The sequence below is a fragment of the Pseudescherichia sp. genome, from assembly GCF_032052675.1.
Classification (GTDB): Bacteria; Pseudomonadota; Gammaproteobacteria; order Enterobacterales; family Enterobacteriaceae; genus Pseudescherichia.
In genome coordinates, this window is record NZ_DAMBWA010000004.1 from 52907 (window position 1) to 73887 (window position 20981).

General features: G+C 54.5%; 20 protein-coding genes. 8 read left to right on the forward strand and 12 right to left on the reverse strand.

What is annotated here, in order from left to right:
* Positions 1-2: 2 nt before the first annotated feature.
* The 4 genes from RTX96_RS07090 to RTX96_RS07105 are packed head-to-tail and all read right to left on the reverse strand — an operon-like array spanning position 3 to position 4635.
* Positions 3-713: a DUF2786 domain-containing protein gene (locus RTX96_RS07090; protein ID WP_006777721.1), complete on the reverse strand. Its 711-nt coding sequence runs from the start codon at positions 711-713 to the stop codon at positions 3-5.
* Positions 706-2400, reverse strand: coding sequence for a ParB family protein (locus RTX96_RS07095; protein ID WP_006777719.1), 1695 nt, complete (start codon positions 2398-2400; stop codon positions 706-708). The genes RTX96_RS07090 and RTX96_RS07095 overlap by 8 nt, the downstream gene beginning before the upstream one ends.
* Positions 2397-3767 carry an SPI-7-type island replicative DNA helicase gene (gene dnaB-PI / locus RTX96_RS07100; protein WP_006777718.1) on the reverse strand — a complete coding sequence of 457 codons (1371 nt, stop codon included), beginning with the start codon at positions 3765-3767 and terminating at the stop codon, positions 2397-2399. Before dnaB-PI ends, RTX96_RS07095 begins: the two co-directional genes overlap by 4 nt.
* Positions 3760-4635, reverse strand: coding sequence for a ParA family protein (locus tag RTX96_RS07105; RefSeq protein WP_006777717.1), 876 nt, complete (start codon positions 4633-4635; stop codon positions 3760-3762). Before RTX96_RS07105 ends, dnaB-PI begins: the two co-directional genes overlap by 8 nt.
* 356 nt (positions 4636-4991) lie before the next feature.
* On the opposite strand from RTX96_RS07105, the gene RTX96_RS07110 reads away from it, so the two are divergent.
* The 4 genes from RTX96_RS07110 to RTX96_RS07125 all read left to right on the forward strand — a co-directional run bounded on the left by RTX96_RS07110 (position 4992) and on the right by RTX96_RS07125 (position 8067).
* Positions 4992-5234, forward strand: coding sequence for a hypothetical protein (locus RTX96_RS07110; RefSeq protein WP_312670617.1), 243 nt, complete (start codon positions 4992-4994; stop codon positions 5232-5234).
* Positions 5235-5481: 247 nt separating this feature from the next.
* Positions 5482-6042 (forward strand): thioredoxin domain-containing protein, encoded by a 561-nt coding sequence (locus RTX96_RS07115; RefSeq protein ID WP_312670618.1) that lies wholly within the window; start codon positions 5482-5484, stop codon positions 6040-6042.
* Between the two features lie 64 nt (positions 6043-6106).
* Positions 6107-6973: a glutathione-dependent disulfide-bond oxidoreductase gene (yghU, locus tag RTX96_RS07120; protein WP_312670619.1), complete on the forward strand. Its 867-nt coding sequence runs from the start codon at positions 6107-6109 to the stop codon at positions 6971-6973.
* A 131-nt stretch (positions 6974-7104) separates the two neighbouring features.
* Positions 7105-8067, forward strand: a complete 963-nt coding sequence (locus RTX96_RS07125) for a sensor domain-containing diguanylate cyclase (RefSeq protein ID WP_312670620.1) — start codon at positions 7105-7107, stop codon at positions 8065-8067.
* A gap of 53 nt (positions 8068-8120) precedes the next feature.
* Here the strand turns inward: RTX96_RS07125 and RTX96_RS07130 are convergent, their stop codons facing one another.
* The 3 genes from RTX96_RS07130 to RTX96_RS07140 form a co-directional block, all read right to left on the reverse strand.
* Complete coding sequence (locus RTX96_RS07130) at positions 8121-9764, reverse strand: methyl-accepting chemotaxis protein (protein ID WP_103820753.1); 1644 nt, start codon at positions 9762-9764, stop codon at positions 8121-8123.
* A gap of 690 nt (positions 9765-10454) precedes the next feature.
* Positions 10455-11351, reverse strand: a complete 897-nt coding sequence (yghX, locus tag RTX96_RS07135; RefSeq protein WP_312670621.1) for a YghX family hydrolase — start codon at positions 11349-11351, stop codon at positions 10455-10457.
* Positions 11352-11422: 71 nt separating this feature from the next.
* Positions 11423-11944 (reverse strand): ESA_00282 family adhesion-associated protein, encoded by a 522-nt coding sequence (locus RTX96_RS07140; RefSeq protein WP_103820755.1) that lies wholly within the window; start codon positions 11942-11944, stop codon positions 11423-11425.
* Between the two features lie 102 nt (positions 11945-12046).
* Between RTX96_RS07140 and RTX96_RS07145 the strand changes: the two genes are divergently transcribed.
* The 3 genes from RTX96_RS07145 to RTX96_RS07155 all read left to right on the forward strand — a co-directional run bounded on the left by RTX96_RS07145 (position 12047) and on the right by RTX96_RS07155 (position 13911).
* On the forward strand, positions 12047-12460 hold the full coding sequence (locus tag RTX96_RS07145) for a hypothetical protein (protein WP_312670622.1): 414 nt from the start codon (positions 12047-12049) through the stop codon (positions 12458-12460).
* On the forward strand, positions 12453-12902 hold the full coding sequence (locus tag RTX96_RS07150; RefSeq protein ID WP_181016635.1) for a cytoplasmic protein: 450 nt from the start codon (positions 12453-12455) through the stop codon (positions 12900-12902). The genes RTX96_RS07145 and RTX96_RS07150 overlap by 8 nt, the downstream gene beginning before the upstream one ends.
* A 112-nt stretch (positions 12903-13014) precedes the next feature.
* On the forward strand, positions 13015-13911 hold the full coding sequence (locus tag RTX96_RS07155; RefSeq protein WP_103820758.1) for an SDR family oxidoreductase: 897 nt from the start codon (positions 13015-13017) through the stop codon (positions 13909-13911).
* Positions 13912-13968: 57 nt separating this feature from the next.
* Here the strand turns inward: RTX96_RS07155 and exbD are convergent, their stop codons facing one another.
* From exbD to RTX96_RS07175, 4 genes are all read right to left on the reverse strand, one after another.
* Positions 13969-14394: a TonB system transport protein ExbD gene (gene exbD / locus RTX96_RS07160; RefSeq protein ID WP_103820759.1), complete on the reverse strand. Its 426-nt coding sequence runs from the start codon at positions 14392-14394 to the stop codon at positions 13969-13971.
* A 6-nt stretch (positions 14395-14400) separates the two neighbouring features.
* Positions 14401-15135 (reverse strand): tol-pal system-associated acyl-CoA thioesterase, encoded by a 735-nt coding sequence (exbB, locus tag RTX96_RS07165; protein ID WP_312670623.1) that lies wholly within the window; start codon positions 15133-15135, stop codon positions 14401-14403.
* A 161-nt stretch (positions 15136-15296) separates the two neighbouring features.
* Entirely contained in the window at positions 15297-16826 is a 1530-nt protein-coding gene (locus tag RTX96_RS07170; protein ID WP_312670624.1) for a family 43 glycosylhydrolase, read from the reverse strand.
* A 12-nt stretch (positions 16827-16838) separates the two neighbouring features.
* Positions 16839-18218 (reverse strand): glycoside-pentoside-hexuronide (GPH):cation symporter, encoded by a 1380-nt coding sequence (locus tag RTX96_RS07175; RefSeq protein ID WP_409418557.1) that lies wholly within the window; start codon positions 18216-18218, stop codon positions 16839-16841.
* Between the two features lie 331 nt (positions 18219-18549).
* Here RTX96_RS07175 and metC point away from each other — a divergent pair, with 331 nt between their 5' ends.
* A complete protein-coding gene (gene metC, locus RTX96_RS07180; protein WP_312670625.1) occupies positions 18550-19737 on the forward strand; it encodes a cystathionine beta-lyase in 1188 nt (395 codons plus the stop codon).
* Positions 19738-19749: 12 nt separating this feature from the next.
* Here the strand turns inward: metC and RTX96_RS07185 are convergent, their stop codons facing one another.
* The gene (locus RTX96_RS07185) at positions 19750-20916 is read right to left on the reverse strand and encodes an RNA-guided endonuclease TnpB family protein (protein ID WP_312670713.1); all 1167 of its coding nucleotides are present in this window, start codon (positions 20914-20916) and stop codon (positions 19750-19752) included.
* Between the last annotated feature and the right edge of the window lie 65 nt (positions 20917-20981).

Here is a 20981-nt window from a genome sequence, read left to right on the forward strand (position 1 = left end):
CCTTAATCCTGACGGTAACCAATGGCTGCCGGACCCCGGCCGCTGACACCATGATGAATACGGGCATTTTGTCCGGCTTCATACCCCTGATAACGTGCTGTATCCGCCCCGCGGCAGGCTTTCAGTTCACGGGTTGTGACTGTTTTCATACTGCGGCTTTCCAGCCAGTGGCTCATCACCTGCTCCTCCTCGCTGCTGATGTCAGTTGCCGATATCACCTCACGCACCCCACATACCCAGCCGTCACGGAACTGCTCCGCTCTCGCCCGGCGTGTGGCCAGTTTCAGCCGCTTACTCTGGGTTTTGAGATAAGAATTTGTGGCATCTTTCAGCTGGCGCGTCAGCACATCAAAGGCATAGGCTGCTATCTCAGGTTTTTCACTGAATCCGTAAAAGGTTACCGAACGGCGATACCCGGCAGAGGTCTGACGCCATGAGTAATAAGCGCGGCAGCCAAAGGCATGACAGACGCCCCGGACAAGGGTCACCATCCATTCCGGAACTTTTTCAGCATCCGAAGGGGCCGTGCGGGAAGACGCCTCGCGCACAGATGTAAGACTGGCGTCAAGCTCGCTGATACCGTATCTGGCCATCAGCTTCTGGGCACGCTGCAGGGCCAGTCCTGCCTCATGGGCATTACTGTTGCTGCGGCCCAGCTTCAGCAGTTTCCTGACAAGATTCAGCAGTCGCAACTGTCGCTGTGAGTTATTCATCACTGTTATCCTCCCCGTACGTCAGACCGCGTTGCAGCTCCCGAAGACGGCGCATAACGCGCATCAGGCGCAGCAGTTTCAGAGCATCTTCATCTGTCAGTGCAGGTGCTTCCCCCTCACCCGGGCCGCCGGTGAAAAGCTCCGGCAGACCACACACTCCTGCCGCAGGATGCAGCGCAGGCGCTTCGCCGGTCAGGCCCAGCAGAAATGCGGCGGCTTCAGAACACACCTCACCTGCCCCGACGTAACCGGCAGACATGTCATTGTCGCGTTGCGGAAGAATTTCATCTTCGCAGCCAAGGACCTCACCCAGCTCCCAGGCCAGACGAAAAGCGGTATTCTGCAGGTGTTCGATATCGTCCTGATGGGCCGGCACATGCCAGATGCTGTCATTAGTCACTGGCGCGTCATCCTGCAGGACAACTTCAGGTTCTGGTGTTAAAAGAGAAAGCAGGCCATCCTCCCCATTGTCCTCTTCTCCACCATTCTCTTCTCCGTACCCATCGGAGAGGGTAACCAGCCCGCTAACATCCCCGCTCTCACCTGAAATGACCGGCGCGGCACCGTACATATCTGGCTGAACCTCATGCCGGGGGGGCTGTTTATCCAGTTTTTCAGGTGGGGTATTATCCGGGGCGGGCGTTACCGGCTCTCCTGAGATTTCACGACGTGGACTGGAGAAAGGCTGCGCGACCTCAACAGACTTCTGCGCCGGTGTGGCCTGACCTGCAGAGTCAGCGGTGACGAGGCTGTTTACGGGAGGGATGGACACCGGTTCTGGATCGCCGAAGTGATGTCTGCGGTTACGTTCTTTAGGATCCAGTTCCATCATCCAGCGGTCATAATCCAGCTCCGGATGGGGCAGCGCATGCAGTAAATCACCAATTAATTCATCGCGAAACATCTCAAGAGACCACAGTTCCGGTGAGTTGAAACGGCCACAACACTGGCCAAAAACGTCGCTGAAGGATTTGTCGCCTGTGTCTGAAATCAGGCAAAACTCATCCCACACGCGTTCAGCATCATGCCGGAGCGCCAGCAGCGCCGTTATCTGAGGCCTGCCGAGCCCGGACTCAAGCAGGTCTGGGATCCACGGAAAAAGATATTTCAGTGCATCTTCCATACGGCTGATAGTTGAATTATGTACCGGCAGACCTTCACGGGTCAGAAGCTCTGACAACTGTCGTAAAGAGACTGGCTTTCCTAACTGCTCTTCATATATAGAGCGGGCTTTGTGGATCCCCTGCGCTTTTTCAATAAAACTCAGTTCCCCGCGCACTTCATTCTCTGCCAGATGGCCGATAACACACTGCAGCCGTCCCGGCCACGGCTTGAACAACACATGGACACGGAAAAAACGGTCTTCTCCGGTCTCCTGCCACAGTTCTGACAGGATCTGATAACGTGTATTACCACCGTCGCTGAAGATGTACATATCGGGCTCACCATCCGGGTCACGGGTGACTTTGGGTACGGTGTCCAGCCCGCGCGAACGGATGGAAGCCTTGATATCGTCATAACGCGGATTGCGTGATGTTCGCGGATTATCAGGATTCGGGCTTAACTGGTCGAGCGTCAGGACCATGGGCATTTCAGCCGCCGGCATGACGCTGATATTGCCGGCCGCCTGCGACTGGCGTCCGGGCTGCAGCATGGCAGCCCCCACATTAGAACTTTTACGGCTCATGCCTGTTTCCTCCCGCTGCGGTAACCGAAGTCATAGCTGCCTTCCTGAAACTCCGAAAAGAGGGTATAACGCCCGTCAAATTTGACTTTCACCGTGCCGGTTGGCCCCTGCCGCTGCTTGCCGACAATGATCTCAGCCACCCCGGCATCAGGAGTGCCGGGGTTATAAACCTCATCCCGGTAAATAAACATGATGAGGTCTGCATCCTGCTCAAGCGCACCAGAGTCACGCAGGTCACCATTATTAGGGCGTTTATCGGCCCGCTGCTCCACCAGGCGGTTGAGCTGGGAAAGCGCCAGTACCGGACAGCCCAGCTCTTTACCGAGCGCCTTAAGCGAGCGGGAAATTTCCGCTATTTCCTGCGTGCGGTTTTCCTGCTCGGGGGAGCGGACAAGCTGCAGATAGTCCAGCATGATGAGAGAGGGTCTGCCGTATTTGCGGACATAGCGACGGGCGCGGGCGCGCAGTGTAGCCGGGGTCTGGTAGCTGGTATCATCAATGATCAGACGGTTTTTCCATTCAATAATGCGACCGGTAGCCGCTGACACGCGAGCCCAGTCTTCATCATCCATGTTGCCGCTGCGAAGCCGGGACAGTTCCACCCGGCCTTCCATCGCCAGCAGGCGCATCATCAGCTGCTCTGAGGGCATTTCAAGACTGAACACAAAGACGTGATCGTCAGGTTTTGCGCCCACGGCCGCGGTGCAGGCGGCCATGGCCAGCGACGTTTTTCCCATGGAAGGACGGGCGGCCAGCAGGGCCAGATCGCCGGGCTGGAGACCACAGGTCATCGCGTCCAGTTCACTGAAACCGGTCGGTGTGCCGGTGAGGCCGTCACTGGCGGACATACTTTCCAGATGCGTCAGCAGTTTATCCAGCGCCTCGTTAACGCCGGTCTCACTGTTGAGCTGCATGGCTCCCTGTTCGGCAATGTTAAACAGCTTACCTTCGGCCGACTCAAGGATGCCGGCCGAGCTGGCTTTCGGGGCCTGCACATCGGAAAGAAGACTGTTACCCACTGTCATCAGCTGCCGCAGGCGGCTTTTCTCCGCCACCACGCCGGCGTAAGCAAGGATATTGGCTGCAGACGGCGTGTTTTTACTCATTTCAGCCAGATAAGCAAAGCCGCCACACTGTTCAAGGTCGCCTTTGTTCTCCAGCCGTTCCGTAATAGTGATGAGATCGAGCGGTAGCCCTTCTCCGGCCAGCTCGGCCATGACGCGGAAGACCATACGGTGCGGCCGGGAAAACAAATCTTCCGGGGAGATTTGCAGTATCACCTCATCCCACCGGTCGTTATCAAGCATCAGTCCGCCCAGTACGGCCTGCTCAGCCTCATAAGAGCAGGGCATCATCATCTCAGACATGACGCACCTCCCGGGTCAGAACGTCACTGAAATGGCTCTGCCACTCAGGGAACAGTTCACACGCGAGGTCGTGCATGGTGACGGCTGCGGCCGGACCTTTGCGGCGTGTTTTGTATTCCAGACGATGCACGGGCTGCTGCTTGACGTGCCCCAGTTTGAAAATATCCAGCGCCTCGATACGGGTATTGAGTAAACGATAAACGTCACGGTTGCCCAGCGCAGAGGCGTCGTAATGTTTTTCGTTAATGATGGCGGCAAGACCGTCCATTGCTTCACGGTCAAGCAGAGTGTTTTCGATACAGTTGACGAGAATGGAAATATCAGGAAGGCGGATACCGTAATTTTCATAGGTTTTCAGGCGGGTAAGCATGTGAAGGGAGCCGCGGATAAATTCACGGACATCCGGAAGGATGGGTTTAACAACGCCCATCACATTACCGGTAGAGGACAGGAGGGAAAGCTCAGTCATAACGCCTGTTGCGCCTTTAGAATCCACAATAATGGCGTCATAACGGTTAAAGAAAGGATGCTGAAGTATGTTACGCAGGCGAAGACGGCCATCTGCAGCGTGGAGCATCGCGGTCGGCAACAGTTCGTCCGGGTCGTTTGAGTAGATGACATCGAGATTTTTTATGGCGGTCTGCGAAATGCATTGCGTATGGTCACTGACCATCTGCATCAACAATTCATAGAGACCGAATGGGGATTCATGCTCCAGCGCGAAGATACTGCTGGCTGTGGGCTGGGAATAGTCTGCATCCACAAGAAGGGTATTCAGGCCAGCATCGGCAAGAAAACCGGCAAGGTAAGCAGCAAACGTGGATTTGCCTTCTCCACCTTTGGGAGAGATAACGGGAAGTATTGTCATTTTGCACATCCAAAACAATGGTTTGGATGTATGCGTTAGCGATTATTCACATCTCTGTAACACAAAGGCAAAAAATTTAACTTTCCGGCAATGGGATTGAAAATCCCCGTGTCCTTGGTTCGATTCCGAGTCCGGGCACCACTATTCAGAAGAACCCGCCTATGGCGGGTTTTTTGCTTTTGAGCCTTTCACACCGCCCTGCCCGTCCCGATCCACGGGTTAAGAAAATACTTATTTTTTTTGCCCTCAGACCGGGCAAATGAAGAGCAATATAGCTCTCCTCATTAAGACATTATTGCGTGGCTCCCTTATTGGGAGGCAAAAAAACAGTACCTATCTAAATGAGGAAAAAGATCATGGCTATCACCGTTACTTCCGGCCGTATTACATTAATGCAATATAATACAACGACCAATATGATCGCGTTCAACGTATTACCAGACCAGATGAGTGTTTCTAAAGACACGGATTTCGTGCTTGCTCATGATATGTTTAATATTGCTCAGTTTATGGAAAATGCAATGCGCAATGGTCACATTGTAAACGTTGAGCATGAAGAGGGTCAGTCTTATGTGCAAGCCATTGGTAGCGTTGCGTAAGCTCTCTTCTTAAAGTTGTTACCGTTAATAGCGGATAACCCGATAATTTATACGATTATCGGGTTTTTCTATTAAACACCTATTTTCTGAAGCCATTGCAGAAAGCCATTAGCCCGTCAAAGACGTTGTAAAATCCTAACATTTCTCCTTGCCCGGAATAGTCACTAATATGTGCATTTTTTCGCTAACCCCATTGCCAAAAAAGTGGAGTAGACTGCCTGTCGACATCGATAAAAAAGGAAAAGAGATGAACCAGCAAACAGCACTACAATCACAGCCACTGGCGTGGGGACATGGCCCACGTACCTTTGAAGTTTTTCTGGAACCCACCTGCCCCTTCTCGGTTAAAGCCTTTAATAAACTGGACGCGTTGCTTAAGCATGTCGGTGAGGACAAGGTCACGGTAAAAATCCGCCTGCAGTCACAGCCGTGGCATATGTACTCCGGTTTGATCGTCCGTTACATCCTTGCTGCCTCCACGCTGCCGAACGGCAGGGAAGCCGCACATAAAGTCATGCAGGCGGTAGCCGACCATAGAGAGGAGTTTGAGTTTACCGATCACTGCGGTGGTCCTAACCTGGACGCTACGCCGCGGCAGATTATCGCGCGCCTCGATAAGTACAGCGGCGTCGACGTAAGCGAGCCCTTTGCCCGCGCCGATCTGCAAAACGTTATTAAGTGGCATTGCAAGTATGCCCGTCAGAACGGTATCCACGTCTCGCCCACCTTTATGGTCAACGGGCTGGTACAGGCCGATCTGGGCAGCGGCGACGACGTAAGCGTCTGGGCCGAGCGCATCCTGGCCTGAAGAGAGGCAGGTGATATCACGCGCCTGCTACACTGCTTATCAAATCAATGAAAGGGGAATCGCTATGTCAGACAACAGCTATCAGCCACCTAAAGTGTGGACGTGGGATAAATCCGGCGGCGGCGCGTTTGCCAACATCAACCGCCCGGTCTCCGGCCCGACGCATGAAAAAACGTTGCCGGTAGGCAAACATCCGCTGCAGCTCTACTCCCTCGGCACGCCGAACGGCCAGAAGGTCACGATCCTACTCGAGGAGCTACTGGAAAAAGGCGTCAGCGAGGCGGAGTATGACGCCTGGTTGATTCGCATCGGCGAGGGCGACCAGTTCTCCAGTGGTTTCGTTGAGGTAAACCCGAACTCCAAAATTCCTGCTCTGCGCGACCACAGCACTACCCCGCCCACCCGCGTCTTCGAATCCGGCTCGATTCTGCTCTATCTGGCAGAAAAGTTCGGCCACTTCCTGCCAACCGATCCGGCTGGCCGCGCCGAAACGCTGAACTGGCTCTTCTGGCTGCAAGGCTCAGCGCCCTTTCTCGGCGGCGGCTTCGGCCATTTCTATAGCTACGCGCCGGTAAAAATTGAGTACGCCATCAACCGCTTCACGATGGAAGCCAAGCGCCAGCTCGACGTGCTCGATAAGCAGCTTGCCGAGCACAGGTTTGTCGCGGGCGATGACTATACCATCGCCGACATGGCTATCTGGCCCTGGTACGGTAACGTTGTGCTCGGCAACGTTTACGACGCGGCAGAGTTTCTCGACGCTGGCAGCTATAAAAACGTGCTGCGCTGGGCGAAAGAGGTTGCGGGACGCCCTGCCGTACAGCGTGGCCGCATCGTTAACCGCGCTAATGGGCCGCTTAATGAGCAGCTGCATGAGCGCCACGACGCCAGCGACTTTGCGAATAACACGGAAGATAAGCGCCAGGCCTGACGCTTTCCGACCGGGCATCTCCCGCCCGGTCACCTTTTGAAATCGATTACGTTTCCTCTTTTTCCCTTACCGTATTTACAACAAAAAAATAACTAGTAAGAATGTTTTTTATTTACAGCTAATCGGCCGGTATGTCTGAACTCGCGCTTAAGCAGCAGATCCAGAATCTGAAGAAGCACAACGCCCGTCTGGTGCGGCTGGCGCGTGACGCCCGCAGCAAGCTCAGCGCGGCGTTAGACGGTACTGGCCTCTGCCTGTGGCAGCTGGATGTGCCCAGCGGCAAGCTGATTATCTATAACCGTCGCTGGGGCTCAATGCTGGGCTATCAGCCGAAAGAGCTTAGCGCGCGCTTTGAAGTCTGGAAGGAGCACCTGCATCCAGATGACAGAGAGCGGGTGCTGGCGGCTTTTTACGGTCATCTACATGGCAAAACGCCCTTCTATGAAGCGCTGCACCGTATGCAACATAAAAACGGCACCGTGACCTGGGTACTTGACCGGGGGCGCGTCAGCGAGTGGGACGATAGCGGCCAGCCGCTAAAGGTCACCGGCACGCATATCGATATGACCAAAGAGAAGCAGTACGAGGAGCAGCTCGCCCTGCTGGCGAATCACGATCCGCTCACCGGTCTTGCCAACCGTCATGCCCTGATTCAGCATTTTGAGGCATTAAAGATGGCGGGTGCGCTCTGCGTGGCCTTTATCGATCTTGATGATTTTAAAAACGTGAATGATACCTTTGGCCACCGCAGCGGCGACGAGCTGCTGATGCAGCTTAGCCAGCGACTGCGCGACGCCTGTCCGCCGGGCACGGTTGTTGGACGGCTTGGCGGAGATGAATTTGTCCTGTTGCTGCCTTTTGCTCTCCATGATGCGCAGGTTACCCGCGCTGCCCAGAGCTGTCTGCAGGCCGCATTAACCCCGTTTGAGCTGGCCAACGGCGTAGCCAGCGTGGGCGCCTCAATTGGCATCGAACAAGCCCTGGACGAGGATGATTTTGTCACCTCGCTCGTCCAGGCCGACCTGGCTATGTATCAGATCAAACACAGCGGTAAGAACGGTGCGGCTATCGGTACCACGCTGCTCTCTGGATGAGTAACGTAGCGGAGATACGGCAACCCACCGCTACGTCGCTCAGAGGGACGCGTTTAGAACGCAACCCACTCATCCTGAGCGGAATGCGCGACGGCGGGACGCGGCATAGCAACAGCGTTTACCGCTGCGCTCCCCGCTTTTTGCTCATCGTTGCCAGAGAGGCGGAACCGCTGTACCGAACGCTGTAGCTCCTCGGTCTGGCGCTCAAGAGCGGCCGCCGCTGCGGAAACCTCTTCAACCAGCGAGGCGTTTTGCTGCGTAACGCTGTCCATCTGGGTAATCGCAACGCCGACCTGAGAGATGCCTTTGCTCTGCTCGGCGGAGGCGCTGGCAATCTGCTTCATGATAGTTGTCACTTCCGTCACTGCTTGCAGAATGCCCTCCATTGTCGTACCGGCGTCATTAACCAGCTGCGCCCCTTTATCGACCCGGCTTACAGAGTCGGTTATCAGCGACTCGATCTGTTTCGCCGCATCGGCGCTGCGGCTGGCAAGATTACGCACTTCCCCGGCGACAACCGCAAAACCACGTCCCTGCTCGCCCGCCCGTGCTGCCTCCACCGCCGCGTTGAGCGCCAGGATATTGGTCTGGAAAGCAATACTGTTAATCACCGTGGTGATCTCAGCGATCTTTTTCGAGCTAGCGGAGATGTCGGTCATGGTACCGACCACCGCGTCGACCAGCTCGCCGCCTTTACTCGCTCGCGTCGAAGCCACGTCTGCGAGCTCGCTGGCCTGGCGCGCGTTGTCCGCATTGAGCTTAACCGTCGCGGTTAGCTGCTCCATGCTGGCCGCCGTCTCCTCCAGCGCCGCCGCCTGCTCCTCCGTGCGGGAAGAGAGATCGTTATTGCCGCTGGAGATTTCAGTCGCGCCGCGCCAGATGTTGTCACTGCCCTGGCGGATAGTGCTAACCGCGTCACGCAGGCTCTCCTGCATAGCACGCAGCAGAGGTACCAGCTGGCCTACGCAGTTGCGGCCCAGATCCTCTACCGGCTGGCTGAGATCGCCCTGGGCAATAACGCGGAAGTGCTGACGAATAATGGCCAGCGGTTTTACCAGCAGATTCACCAGATAGCGATCGGTAAATAGCAGGATCAGCAGACCGAGGATCACCGCCGTCAGGATCAGGATGCGGGTCACGCTGGTCTGTCCGTCAACCATCACGCGTGTATCGTCCAGACGTGCACTGGCAGCGCTGTTAAAGGCCTCTGCCGCCGCACCAAATGCGCGGCTCAGCGCAGGGGTCACGTTGTTTGCCTGTTGGCGATAAGCGTCCAGGGCGCCCTGCTGCGCCAGTTGAACCTGCGGTGTTACCCCCTGATCCAACAGCGCCTGCCAGCTGGCAATCGCCTGAGCAGAGATCTTTTCATCCATTGGACCAGGTGAGATGGCCTTCAGCGCCTCCAGCTTGGTTTTCATGTTGTCCAGCGCCAGCTGAACCTGGTTGAAGTCTGCGCTGCCGCCAGCGGCTTTTGTCTCCAGCACGCGTGACAGACGGGTCACTACGCGGAAGTATTGATCGTTGCCCTGGCTTAGCAGCGTCATCTGGTTAACGAGCTGGCGGTCTATCTCATTGCCGTCAGCCACTTTTGAGAGCGAAAAGACGCTATACAGCCCGACGCCGGACCACATCAGACAAAAGATGCCGAGAATAACCAGCATCACCAAACGAATGGTGAAGTTTTGCAGCACACGCATAATTAATTCCTTGCCGATAAGGGGGATACTTCTTGTCGCAGGCGACTTAACAGAGTTATCGGCATGTTAATGATAATATGTATGGTAACGCGTCATTTTTTTGATCAAAAAACGCACTATGGGCTACCTTGCTTAAAACAAGGATTAACGGACCATAATAGTGTGTGGCCTGCATTTATGCCCATAAATTTAATAGAAAAAGCTCACCATTAAGAATAATCCTAATCACAAGCCACTGAAAAATAAGCACAAAAAAAGGATGCCTATCACATTGCTTTTTTACGCCATCTATTATTTATTTCTTGCTTTACTATTTAAAAATAACAATTAACATTTTCCAAAATGAAAAAGATACGCTGCGGTAAAATCGCATTTTCGTCTCTTTAAAAGACCCGCAAGATATCTATAAAAATATAATATCGTGCGCTTACTTTTTTATTTTCAGTAAGAAAAGAAAGTTGAGGCCACTTATTTATCTGCGGCTTAAAAAAAGAGAAGCGTCGCGCCACCAGGCCGCACTGTTGCTGGCTTTACAGCCGTAGGTAGCGTAACTGGCAAACCAGCTGGAATCCATCTGCTCTAAAGAGTCAGACAGGAGAGGCGTTATTTAGGCCAGCAAAAGGTTTTGCTGGCTTACCATGAAACGATCACAAACTATACTATTTTAGCGGTGCTAAACTATTACTTAACTTAACTATTACCATTAAGATATAATTTAAACCAGTCGAGGGTACGTTGCCATGCCAGCTCCGCTGCGGCCTGGTCATAGCGCGGCGTTGAGTCATTATGAAAACCGTGGTTAACGCCAGAGTAGATATAGGCTTTATAGACCTTGTTATTTGCCTTAAGCGCCTGCTCATAGGCGGGCCAGCCCTCGTTGATGCGCGTATCCAGCTGGGCGTAGTGCAGTAAAATGGGAGCGTTGATTTTTGGCACGTCGGCAATGGGAGCCTGACGGCCATAAAAAGGTACGGCGCAGGCCAGCTCCGGATAGGCCACCGCCGCCGCGTTCGCTACGCCACCGCCATAGCAAAAGCCGGTGATGCCCACCTTACCGGTGGCGTCAGGGTGTCTCTGCATAAACTCTACGGCGGCGAAGAAATCATTCATCAGCTTAGTGGGATCCACCTTCTGCTGCAGCGCACGGCCTTCATCATCGTTACCCGGAAAGCCACCCACCGAGCTTAAGCCGTCCGGGGCCAGCGCAATATACCCCGCTTTGGCAACGCACCGCGCCACATCCTCAATATAGGGGTTCAGCCCCCGGTTCTCATGCACCACCACCACGGCCGGCACCTTACCCTCTGTTTTGGTTGGCTTAACCAGATAACCACGCACCTCACCATGACCGTTCGGCGAAGGATAATGGATATACTCCGGCAGAATATCCGGGTCGGTAAATTCTACCTGCGTGGCCAGGGCATAGTTCGGTTTAAGCAGGTCGAACAGCGCCAGCGCGGTCATACCGCCTACCGCATACCGGGTTGCCAGCTGTAAAAATTCACGTTTGGAAATTTTGCCGTGGGCATAGTAGTCGTAGTAATCGAGCAGTTCCTGCGGGAAGTCTTTGGCGGTCAGACGCGTCATCGTTGCTCTCCGGAAAGTGAATGCTTTTTAAGCAAAGCATAACGCAACGCGTTTGTCAGTCAGCAGAACGGTTACTCTGCGGGGAAAGTTATCACCTCACCGGGATCGACTTCCGGACGCTGATACTCGGGCCACACCAGCACGACCAGCGCCGGGTAGGCCTCAAGGCTAAATTCACGAAAGCATTGCCGTAAATTGAGCACGTCCAGATCGGCATGAGAAACTTTCTCACCGTTAAGGCAACGCTTTTTAATATTGTCGTAGTAGCGGTATACCGCTGAATTGAGATCGCTACAGCGCCGCTGGGCCTCAAATAACCCCGGCGTACGATTCAGGTCCGCCATGTTCATTCGCTTGATGGTGGCATGCAGAAAATCAATATATTCATGATTGACGCGCCAGTACCATATGGGCGTAATGGCATTCATCAGCAGGGAAAAATGATCGTCCCCCTCCTCTTTGCTTAAGGGAGGCGGGTCGTATGAGGGGCTTATCTCTTCTGCTGGCGAGCTTTTATTGAACCCACGCATCATTAAAAGTACGCCGCCGGTCAGCAGCAGCAGGACAATAACAGAATAAAAAATACTGTTCATTAGCGGGCTCCATTTTTTTTGATTTTAAAATTGCGCCATGATATTGTCAACGCAACTCACGCCCGCCCATCTCCACCCCGTTGAAATAACAGGATATTAGCGATGTTGCCCGAGAATCTTGTCCCGGCTCGTTTTCACGTCTCCACAGTGAAAACCGATGCGGGAGAAGCAGAAAAAGATGCCGATTTAGCTCAGGGAAAAAGAACGCTCGCGGATTATGAAAGCGATATATTAACCAACGTTAACCGTACCCGGCAATCACGTAATATGCTGCTGGAAGAGCGCGACCGGCATATAAAAGACAGGCTATACCGGGTCGTTAAAATTGAAACCTTTTGCCGAGTACTGAACGATCTTCAGGCCACGGGCGAAATTGATCCCCAGCTTTTAAGTCAAATAATCACAAAAAAAACGACCGACATAAATGGCGCGGGAAAAGAAATTTGGCTTAATCTCATAACCCACGAAAAAGATACGCCTATGTTTTATACGCTACAGGACGATTCGCGTGAATAAAGAGATTGATAATAACAATGTCTATTTGACTTTAGATGAGACAAAGAGCGATGAATTTATCTTAAAGCAAAATCTGGATGCATTAATCCAGAATAAAAATGAGACGATCCAGCGTATCGCCAGGGAGTCTCTCTCTATTCCCGCGGCGCTGATCAGGCTAAAGTGGCAGAACCGCCGTGAGATCTATGCCTTACAGGTTAAAGAGGAGATCTACGGGGCGGCAATTGATGAAATCATCGCTCTGCATCCCGACTTACGGGAAAAGATCATGGCAAAGCTGGAAACAAACTACCAGCACCTTCTTGAACGAGAAACCGCCACCTTGCGTCTTACCCGCAAGCTTGCCGACGGTGAATACCGCACCGGCAGCGTTAACAGAGTGGCACTCCAGGAGGAGCCGGAACTCCCGTCTGAGCGCCTCTCTACCGCCTCCAAGCCATAAGCTCCCCAGCCTCTGGTTGCGATCGATAACCATAGGGAATCGTCCGGTTCGCCTGCATTTCCCGCATAAGCATCTATCCTTAATCAGGATGTATCACAGATGGAGACGACTTATGGCAAACGATCAGACGAAAATTCAGGACCCCACCACCCAGTATTACACTGAGGGTTACCCGAAACAGAAGCAGCCCGCGCCAGGGGTGCAGGCAAAAATGGATCCCGTCCCCGACTGTGGCGAGAAGAGCTATGTGGGTAGCGGCCGTCTTAAGGATCGTAAGGCACTGGTGACAGGGGGCGACTCCGGTATCGGGCGCGCTGCCGCCATCGCTTACGCGCGTGAAGGCGCTGATGTCGTGATTAACTACCTGCCAGCTGAAGAAGAGGATGCGCAGGAAGTCAAAGCGCTGATTGAAGCTGAAGGGCGCAAAGCGGTGCTGATCCCAGGCGATCTGACCGATGAAGCCTTTACCCGCTCGCTGGTTAACCAGGCGCGCGATGCCCTGGGCGGATTGGATATTCTGGCGCTGGTCGCCGGGAAACAGACCGCCGTAGAAGATATTGCCGATCTCACCTCAGAGCAGTTTGAGCAGACCTATAAGACTAACGTCTTCTCGCTGTTCTGGATCACCCAGGAGGCGCTGAAGTTCCTGCAGCCGGGTGCCAGCATTATCACCACCTCGTCGGTGGAGGCCTATCAGCCAAATGCGACCCTGCTGGACTACGCCTCCACCAAGGCGGCCATCCTCAACTTTACCCGCGGGCTGGCAAAACAGGTGGCAGAGAAAGGCATTCGTGTGAACAGCGTTGCACCGGGCCCTGTCTGGACGGCGCTGCAAATCTCTGGCGGTCAGCCGCAGGAGAAACTACCGAAGTTTGGTCAGTCCACGCCGCTGAAACGCGCCGGGCAACCTGCTGAGGTCGCCGCTATTTACGTCTATCTGGCGAGCCAGGAGTCAAGCTACGTGACTGCCGAAGTACACGGTGTCACCGGCGGGATGCACTTAAGCTAGTTTTGCATGCAACAAAAAGGGGCCGCGATGGCCCCTTTTTTTATCTCAATGCTGCGCTTATTTCGGGCGCGTCACCTCTTCACCCACCAGACCAATCTTCAGATAACCCGCCTGATGCAGGGTATCCATGACCTTCATCATCGTCTCATAATCTACGGTTTTATCCGCACGGAAGAAGATGGTGGTATCTTTCTTACCCGCGGTCTGGGCGTTCAGCGCATTGACCATCGTCTCTTCGGTCACCGGATCGTTACCGATAAACATGCTGTTATCCGCTTTCACCGACAGGTAAACCGGCTTTTCCGGACGCGGTTGCGGCTGGCTGGAGGAGGCCGGTAAGTTTACCTTCACGTCAACGGTGGCCAGCGGGGCCGCCACCATGAAGATAATCAGCAGCACCAGCATAACGTCGATAAACGGCGTCACGTTGATCTCATGCATTTCGCCGTTATCGTCCAGATTTTCATTAAGACGCATTGCCATACGGAATTAACCTAAACGTAGTTTCTGTGCGGAGTGAACCGGTGCAGCCGACGGGCTGGCAGCCAGGTCGAGATCGCGGCTCTGCAGCAGCAGCACCTGCGCGGCAACATCGCCCAACATGGCTTTATAGCCGCCGATAGAGCGGGCAAAGATGTTATAAATGACCACCGCGGGGATAGCGGCGACCAGGCCGATTGCCGTGGCCAGCAGCGCTTCAGCAATGCCTGGCGCAACGACGGCGAGGTTAGTGGTCTGGGTCTGGGCAATACCGATAAAGCTATTCATAATGCCCCATACGGTACCAAACAGGCCGATAAACGGTGAGATAGCGCCAATGGTCGCGAGGAAACCATTACCGCGGCCCAGGTGACGGCCAACGGCAGCGACGCGCCGCTCAAGACGGAACCCGGTACGCTCTTTGATGCCTTCGTTATCTTCAGAGCCAGCGGAGAGCTCAAGCTCGTTCTGCGCTTCGTTCAGCAGCTGCGTGCTCAGGCTACTGGCGTGGAAACTGGCTGCGATTTCGCTCGCCTGATCCAGCGTGCGCGCTTCGCTTAACAGCTTCTGCTCGCGCTTAAGACGGCGCTTATGCGAGAACATCTCCACGCTTTTGCTGAAGAAAATCGCCCAGGTGACAATGGACGCCAGAATCAAGCCAATCATCACCAGCTTTACGACGATATCGGCATGGTGATACATACCCCAAACGGAGAGATCCGTCTGCATCAAATTATTACCCACTCTGTATCTCCGGACGCAAATCACAAAATCTGAGCATAATAATATCAAAACAGCATCGAATTGATAGTAGTTCTCATTAGTATTTACATAGTGGCGTAATTTTGACAAACTTTCCTTGCGCTTACGCAGTAAAAAATGCCGTAAGCGCAATTTTCAGAAAATTATCGAACTTCCAGCACAAAATCTTCAAAGCGACATTCGCCGGGATCCTGCGCGTCTGCCGTGGCAGCGGCAAAGATGCCTACTTTAGCCCCAACCCATTTTCCTTTACCGGCAGCAAAGGTGCGCGGTACCTGCTGCCACGCCCCGCCATCTTCACGCCAGGCAAACTGGCTGACACCGCCCTCCCCTACGCTAACCTGAAGCTCACAGGTTGCGGACGAGAGCATATGCAGGGCCTGGCATTGCTCTCTGATTACGCCCGCATCACTCATCCAGCCGTGAACATAACAGAGCTGATGGCACTGCTGACGACGGACAATAACCAGCGCGGCATAACGTTCGCCATAGATAATCAGCCCGCCGCAGCTTTCAGGCTCTGCGGCGGCGAGCGTAGCGCGCGTGCGGGCAGTAAAGGTAAATGCCGGAAACTTTTGCAGCAGCAGCTGCGGTGCGGCGTAAAGCGTCTGCTGACCCGCAAACTCGGGCAGCAGGATACAGCGTAGATGAAGACCCTGCGTAGCCGGGATCAGCCAGTTCGGCTGAGGATTGGCCTGCCACTGCCACTGTAGCCCAGGCCTGCCGGTAGCAAAATCATCGCTGGTCTGAGGCGCATAGGGCGTCACCGCAGGCAGGCCGCCTGGCTTTTGCCAGCGCAGAACCGGCTGCCCGGCGCCTGCCCCACCAAAAGGCTCGCCTATGTGCGGCCAGCCATCCTCGTCCCATGACATCGGCTGGAGATGAACGATACGGCCATAGAGGTGCGCATCCTGAAAATGGACAAACCAGCACTCGCCGTTTTTCAGCTCTACCCATCCCCCCTGATGGGGGCCGTTCACGGCGGTCTCTCCTTGAAAGAGCACGTTTCGTGCCTCCCACGGCCCGGTCATCTCTGGCGCGCGCAGTACCGTCTGCCAACCGGTCTCCACCCCACCCGCTGGCGCGAAGATGTAATAGAGGCCGTTGCGTTTATAGACCTTCGGCCCCTCCAGCGTCGGGAGATCGCAGCTGCCATCATAGATAATCTGCCCCTCCCCCTGTAGCGCCGTACCGTCTGGCTTCATCGAGAAAAGCTGTAGCTTATGCTTAATGCCGCTGCGGCTATGGGCGAAGGCGTGAACCAGCCAGGCGCTGCCATCCTCATCCCAGAAAGGACAGGGATCGATCCAGCCTTTGGCGGGCTGGACGCAGTGCGGCTTGCTCCACGCTCCCCACGGATCCTGGGTATGACACATAAAAATCCCCTCGTCGGGGGTGCTGAAAAAGACCCACAGGCGATCGTTATGCCAGCGCAGGGAGGGTGCCCAGACCCCTTTTCCGGGCTGCACGGTGTCGTAGCCAGCAAGATCGAGGGAAGCAAACACATGGTTGATAATCCGCCAGCTGACCAGATCCGTTGAGTGCAGTACGGGCAACGCCGGCATATGGTTGAAGCTCGACGAGACCATAAAAAAGTCATCCCCAACGCGGACGATATCCGGATCCGAATAGTCGGCGCAAAGAATCGGATTTTGATAGGTATTCTGCGACATGATGCGGTTCCCTTATGCGTTTTTCAGTTCGTCACCCACCAGCACCGGACGATCGCTGGCTGCAGGGCGGGCAGCCTGTTCCCGGGCGGCCAGATCGCGCTGTATCGTTGCCATCATGGTGTCATCGAGCTTATAGAAGCGCGCCAGCCACCAGAGGATCAGATAGGAGAGCGAGGGCCCCAGGGTCAGCAGCCCGACAATACCGGCGGTGGCTAACGGCGTCTGTTCAGCGACGCCTGCCTGGTAGCCAAACAGGCCCAGAGCAAACCCGACGGCAGCGCCCGCCACGGCCATCCCCATTTTTAAGGCAAAGAGATTTCCCGAATAGGATAAGCCGGTAATACGGTGGCCGAACTTCCACTCGCCATAGTCCGCCGCGTTGGCCATCATATTCCATTTAAAAGGCTGGTACATTTGATGGAAAAAGCCGACCAGGAAATAGAGCGGGAACACCACTGCCAACCAGGTAGGCGGAATAAAGAACATCACCACGCCGGTAAATACCAGCAGCAGGTTAATATTTTTAAATAGTGAAACGGCTCGGTAGCGCTTAGCTAAATAACCTGCGGCCAGGCTACCGATAATAGTGCCCACCACGCTGGTAGAGACAAAGGCAGACTTCATTACCGTACCCGCCGCCGTCTGTACGCCGCCCATCATTAAATAGGTCGCATAATAGAGCGTCGCCGCGCTACGCATCACTCCGGCCATACTGGAAAAGAAAGTGATAATTGCCACAATACGCCACTGATCGTTCGCCAGCAGACAGCGAATATCCTCTCGTACGCTACTTTGCGTTTCCACCGCCGGGGCGACGCGCTCTTTGGTAGAGAAAAAGCAGAACAGCAGCATCACAATAGCAATCGCGCCCATGATGCCCATCGTGGCCTGAAAACCAAACTGTTTATCCTCTTTACCCAGCCAGTCCACCAGAAACAGGGTGGCGACCGACACCATCAGTCCGGCAGCGGACGAGATGGTAAAGCGATAAGACTGCGCCGACAGGCGATCCTTCTCATCGCGGGTAATTACTCCCCCCAACGCGCAGTAGGGAATATTAATAAAGGTGTAGCAGAGCATGAGGAGGGTATAGGTAATATAGGCGTAGATCAGTTTTCCGGATGCGCCAAATGCGGGAGTCGTAAACGTCATAACGGCCAGCACTGCATAAGGGACGGCAAACCAAATAAGCCAGGGGCGGAAATGTCCCCAGCGGGTTTTAACCCGATCGGCAACGATACCGGTTAGCGGATCGGTAATAGCGTCAAGGATGCGGGTGACTAAAAACATGACTCCCACCGCCGCCGCTGACAGTCCATAAATATCGGTATAGAACCAGGTTAAAAACATGGTTACAGAGGAGTAGACAATGCCGCAGGCCGCGTCCCCCATGCCAAACCCTAATTTTTCTGCAATCGACAACCTTGTATTATTTGCCACAATCAATCTCCCACAGAATGCGTTTGTGCCAATCTACGGCTATTTTTCTGCTGCGGCCTATTGCTAAATTTCACTCCCCTTTTATGTTTTTTAATAACTGGTACAGATGTCACACATCTTTATTTTTGGTATTACACGTCGCGGGAAAGCTGTCTACCATCGCCATAGCGCTGGGCAGGAGGAAGAAAAAAATTTCCCTGTTTTTGGCATTTGCCAGGGTCAACTTCTGCCCGATCGTGGTAGTCTAGACATCCAGACGTATAAAAATCAGGGTAGCGTGAAGATGACAGCGAAGCACATTGATACCGCGCTGGTGAATGCCGGACGCAGCAAAAAATACACCCAGGGTTCGGTGAACAGCGTGATCCAGCGCGCTTCGTCGCTGGTTTTTGACACGGTGGAAGCCAAGAAGCAGGCAACGCGCGGCCGTGCTAAAGGTGAACTGTTCTACGGCCGCCGGGGGACGCTGACCCACTTCTCCCTGCAGGAGGCGATGTGTGAGCTAGAGGGCGGCGCAGGCTGCGCGCTCTTCCCCTGCGGCGCCGCTGCCGTAGCGAATACCCTCCTCGCCTTTGTTGAGCAGGGCGACCATGTCCTGGTGACCAACACCGCCTATGAACCAACCCAGGATTTCTGCAGCAAAATTCTGGCCAAGCTCGGCGTCACTACCGGCTGGTTTGATCCGCTGATCGGCGCGGATATCGCAAATCTCATTCAGCCCAATACGAAGGTGGTGTTCCTCGAAGCGCCCGGCTCTATCACTATGGAAGTCCACGACGTTCCGGCGATTGTCGAGGCGGTCAGACGCGTTGCGCCAGAGGCGATTATCATGATCGATAATACCTGGGCGGCGGGGATTCTGTTTAAGGCGCTGGAGTTTGGAATTGATATCTCTATCCAGGCAGGGACCAAGTACCTGATTGGCCATTCGGATGCGATGGTTGGCACGGCGGTCTCCAACGCCCGCTGCTGGGATCAGCTGCGCGAGAACGCCTACCTGATGGGGCAGATGCTGGATGCGGACACCGCCTATATGACCAGCCGAGGCCTGCGCACTCTGGGCGTCCGCCTGCGTCAGCACCATGAGAGCAGCCTGGCGATTGCCGAGTGGCTGGCGGCGCATCCGCAGGTCGCGAAGGTGAACCACCCTGCTCTGCCAGGCAGCAAGGGCCACGAGTTCTGGAAGCGTGACTTTACCGGCAGCAGCGGCCTCTTTTCCTTTGTGCTAAACAAACGTCTGAGCAACGATGAGCTGGCGGCCTATCTCGACAACTTCACTCTGTTCAGCATGGCCTACTCCTGGGGCGGCTTTGAGTCGCTGATCCTCGCCAACCAGCCGGAGCACATTGCCGCTATCCGTCCTGAGGGTGAGATCGACTTCACCGGAACGCTGATCCGCGTGCATATCGGTTTAGAAAACGTTGACGATCTGATTGCTGATTTAGCGGCAGGATTTCAGCGCATCGTTTGACTACTCCCTGCCCTAAAGGACGAGGATTCCCACTTCACGGAGCCGGACCTGAGCCGCTTTATGCGGTTCAGGATTTACAGGCTCTCCGTGGGCTAACACTGCCAGCCCGGCAGCTTTAATATTACGGGCCGCGTTAACGTCGCGATCGTGGTCTGCACCGCATTCCGGGCAGTGCCATTCACGCACATTAAGAGGCATTTTTTTCAGGATGAAACCGCAGCAGCTACAGCGTTTTGAGGACGGGAAAAACGGGTCAATCGCTACCACTGACCGCCCCGCCCATTCGCCTTTGTACTTTAGCTGGCGCACAAATTCGCCCCAGCCTGCGTCTGCTATCGCTTTCGACAGCGACGGATTGCGGATCATGTTCTTCACCTTTAGGGATTCGACGCAAACAACCTGGTTCTCGTTAATCAGTTTGCGGGTGGCCTTGTGCAGGGCATCCAGACGGCAATCGGCAATTTTCGCATGGAGCCGGGCCACCTTTAAGCGGGCTTTGGCGCGGTTTTTTGAGCCTCTGGCCTTTTTGCTTAACCGGCGCTGGAGCAGCGCCAGACGTGCCGCGTATTTCGCGGTATGGCGGGGATTGCCGGATTTGAATCCGGTATCGGTGACGAACACATCTTTTAAACCAACATCAATGCCGACCGTAGAAACGGTGACTGGCAGTGATGTTGGTTCAAATTCACAGAGGCAAGAGACGAAGTATCGCCCGGCGGCATCGCGGGTGATGTTGATAGAGGACGGCGCAGACGGCAGCGGGCGACTCCAGCGCACATCAAGGGGCGCTTTGCTCTTTGCCATGTACAGCCTGCCGTCGCGGTATTTGAACGCCGTATTCATGAAGGTAGCAGCCTGTTTATGGCGCTTGCTCTTGAATGCCGGATACCCGGCGCGACCTGCAAAGAAGTTTTTAAACGCGTCCTGCTGGTGGCGTATGGCTTGCTGGAGCGGCACGGCTGAAACATCGCGCAGGAAAGCATATTCCGGCATGGCTTTCAGGGCTGTCAGTCGCTTGTCGGCCTGAGGATAGCCGATTTTCTCCTGACGCTCATAGTACGCATCGGTGCGCCAGCGAAGTATGCTGTTATAAACAAAACGCACACAGCCGAACGTCTGAGCCAGTAGCTCAGCCTGAGCGGGCGTTGGGTAGAACCGGTATCTATAGGCGCGTTTCATAGGACTTAGAAAATACGCTGAAACTTGTAAGTCATACTGACGAAGGTCAACGAATGTTACGCAGA

Bases quoted from the DNA above. Each gene is read 5' to 3' on its own strand.
- RTX96_RS07110 (WP_312670617.1), top strand. From the start codon at position 4,992: ATGGCTATCACCGTTACTTCCGGCCGTATTACATTAATGCAATATAAT.
- RTX96_RS07105 (WP_006777717.1), bottom strand. From the start codon at position 4,635: ATGACAATACTTCCCGTTATCTCTCCCAAAGGTGGAGAAGGCAAATCC.
- RTX96_RS07145 (WP_312670622.1), top strand. From the start codon at position 12,047: ATGTTGCCCGAGAATCTTGTCCCGGCTCGTTTTCACGTCTCCACAGTG.
- RTX96_RS07175 (WP_409418557.1), bottom strand. From the start codon at position 18,218: ATGGGGGACGCGGCCTGCGGCATTGTCTACTCCTCTGTAACCATGTTT.
- RTX96_RS07115 (WP_312670618.1), top strand. From the start codon at position 5,482: ATGAACCAGCAAACAGCACTACAATCACAGCCACTGGCGTGGGGACAT.
- yghU (WP_312670619.1), top strand. From the start codon at position 6,107: ATGTCAGACAACAGCTATCAGCCACCTAAAGTGTGGACGTGGGATAAA.
- metC (WP_312670625.1), top strand. From the start codon at position 18,550: ATGACAGCGAAGCACATTGATACCGCGCTGGTGAATGCCGGACGCAGC.
- dnaB-PI (WP_006777718.1), bottom strand. From the start codon at position 3,767: ATGTCTGAGATGATGATGCCCTGCTCTTATGAGGCTGAGCAGGCCGTA.
- RTX96_RS07130 (WP_103820753.1), bottom strand. From the start codon at position 9,764: ATGCGTGTGCTGCAAAACTTCACCATTCGTTTGGTGATGCTGGTTATT.
- yghX (WP_312670621.1), bottom strand. From the start codon at position 11,351: ATGACGCGTCTGACCGCCAAAGACTTCCCGCAGGAACTGCTCGATTAC.
- RTX96_RS07185 (WP_312670713.1), bottom strand. From the start codon at position 20,916: ATGAAACGCGCCTATAGATACCGGTTCTACCCAACGCCCGCTCAGGCT.
- RTX96_RS07090 (WP_006777721.1), bottom strand. From the start codon at position 713: ATGAATAACTCACAGCGACAGTTGCGACTGCTGAATCTTGTCAGGAAA.
- RTX96_RS07155 (WP_103820758.1), top strand. From the start codon at position 13,015: ATGGCAAACGATCAGACGAAAATTCAGGACCCCACCACCCAGTATTAC.
- RTX96_RS07170 (WP_312670624.1), bottom strand. From the start codon at position 16,826: ATGTCGCAGAATACCTATCAAAATCCGATTCTTTGCGCCGACTATTCG.
- RTX96_RS07095 (WP_006777719.1), bottom strand. From the start codon at position 2,400: ATGAGCCGTAAAAGTTCTAATGTGGGGGCTGCCATGCTGCAGCCCGGA.
- exbD (WP_103820759.1), bottom strand. From the start codon at position 14,394: ATGGCAATGCGTCTTAATGAAAATCTGGACGATAACGGCGAAATGCAT.
- RTX96_RS07140 (WP_103820755.1), bottom strand. From the start codon at position 11,944: ATGAACAGTATTTTTTATTCTGTTATTGTCCTGCTGCTGCTGACCGGC.
- RTX96_RS07125 (WP_312670620.1), top strand. From the start codon at position 7,105: ATGTCTGAACTCGCGCTTAAGCAGCAGATCCAGAATCTGAAGAAGCAC.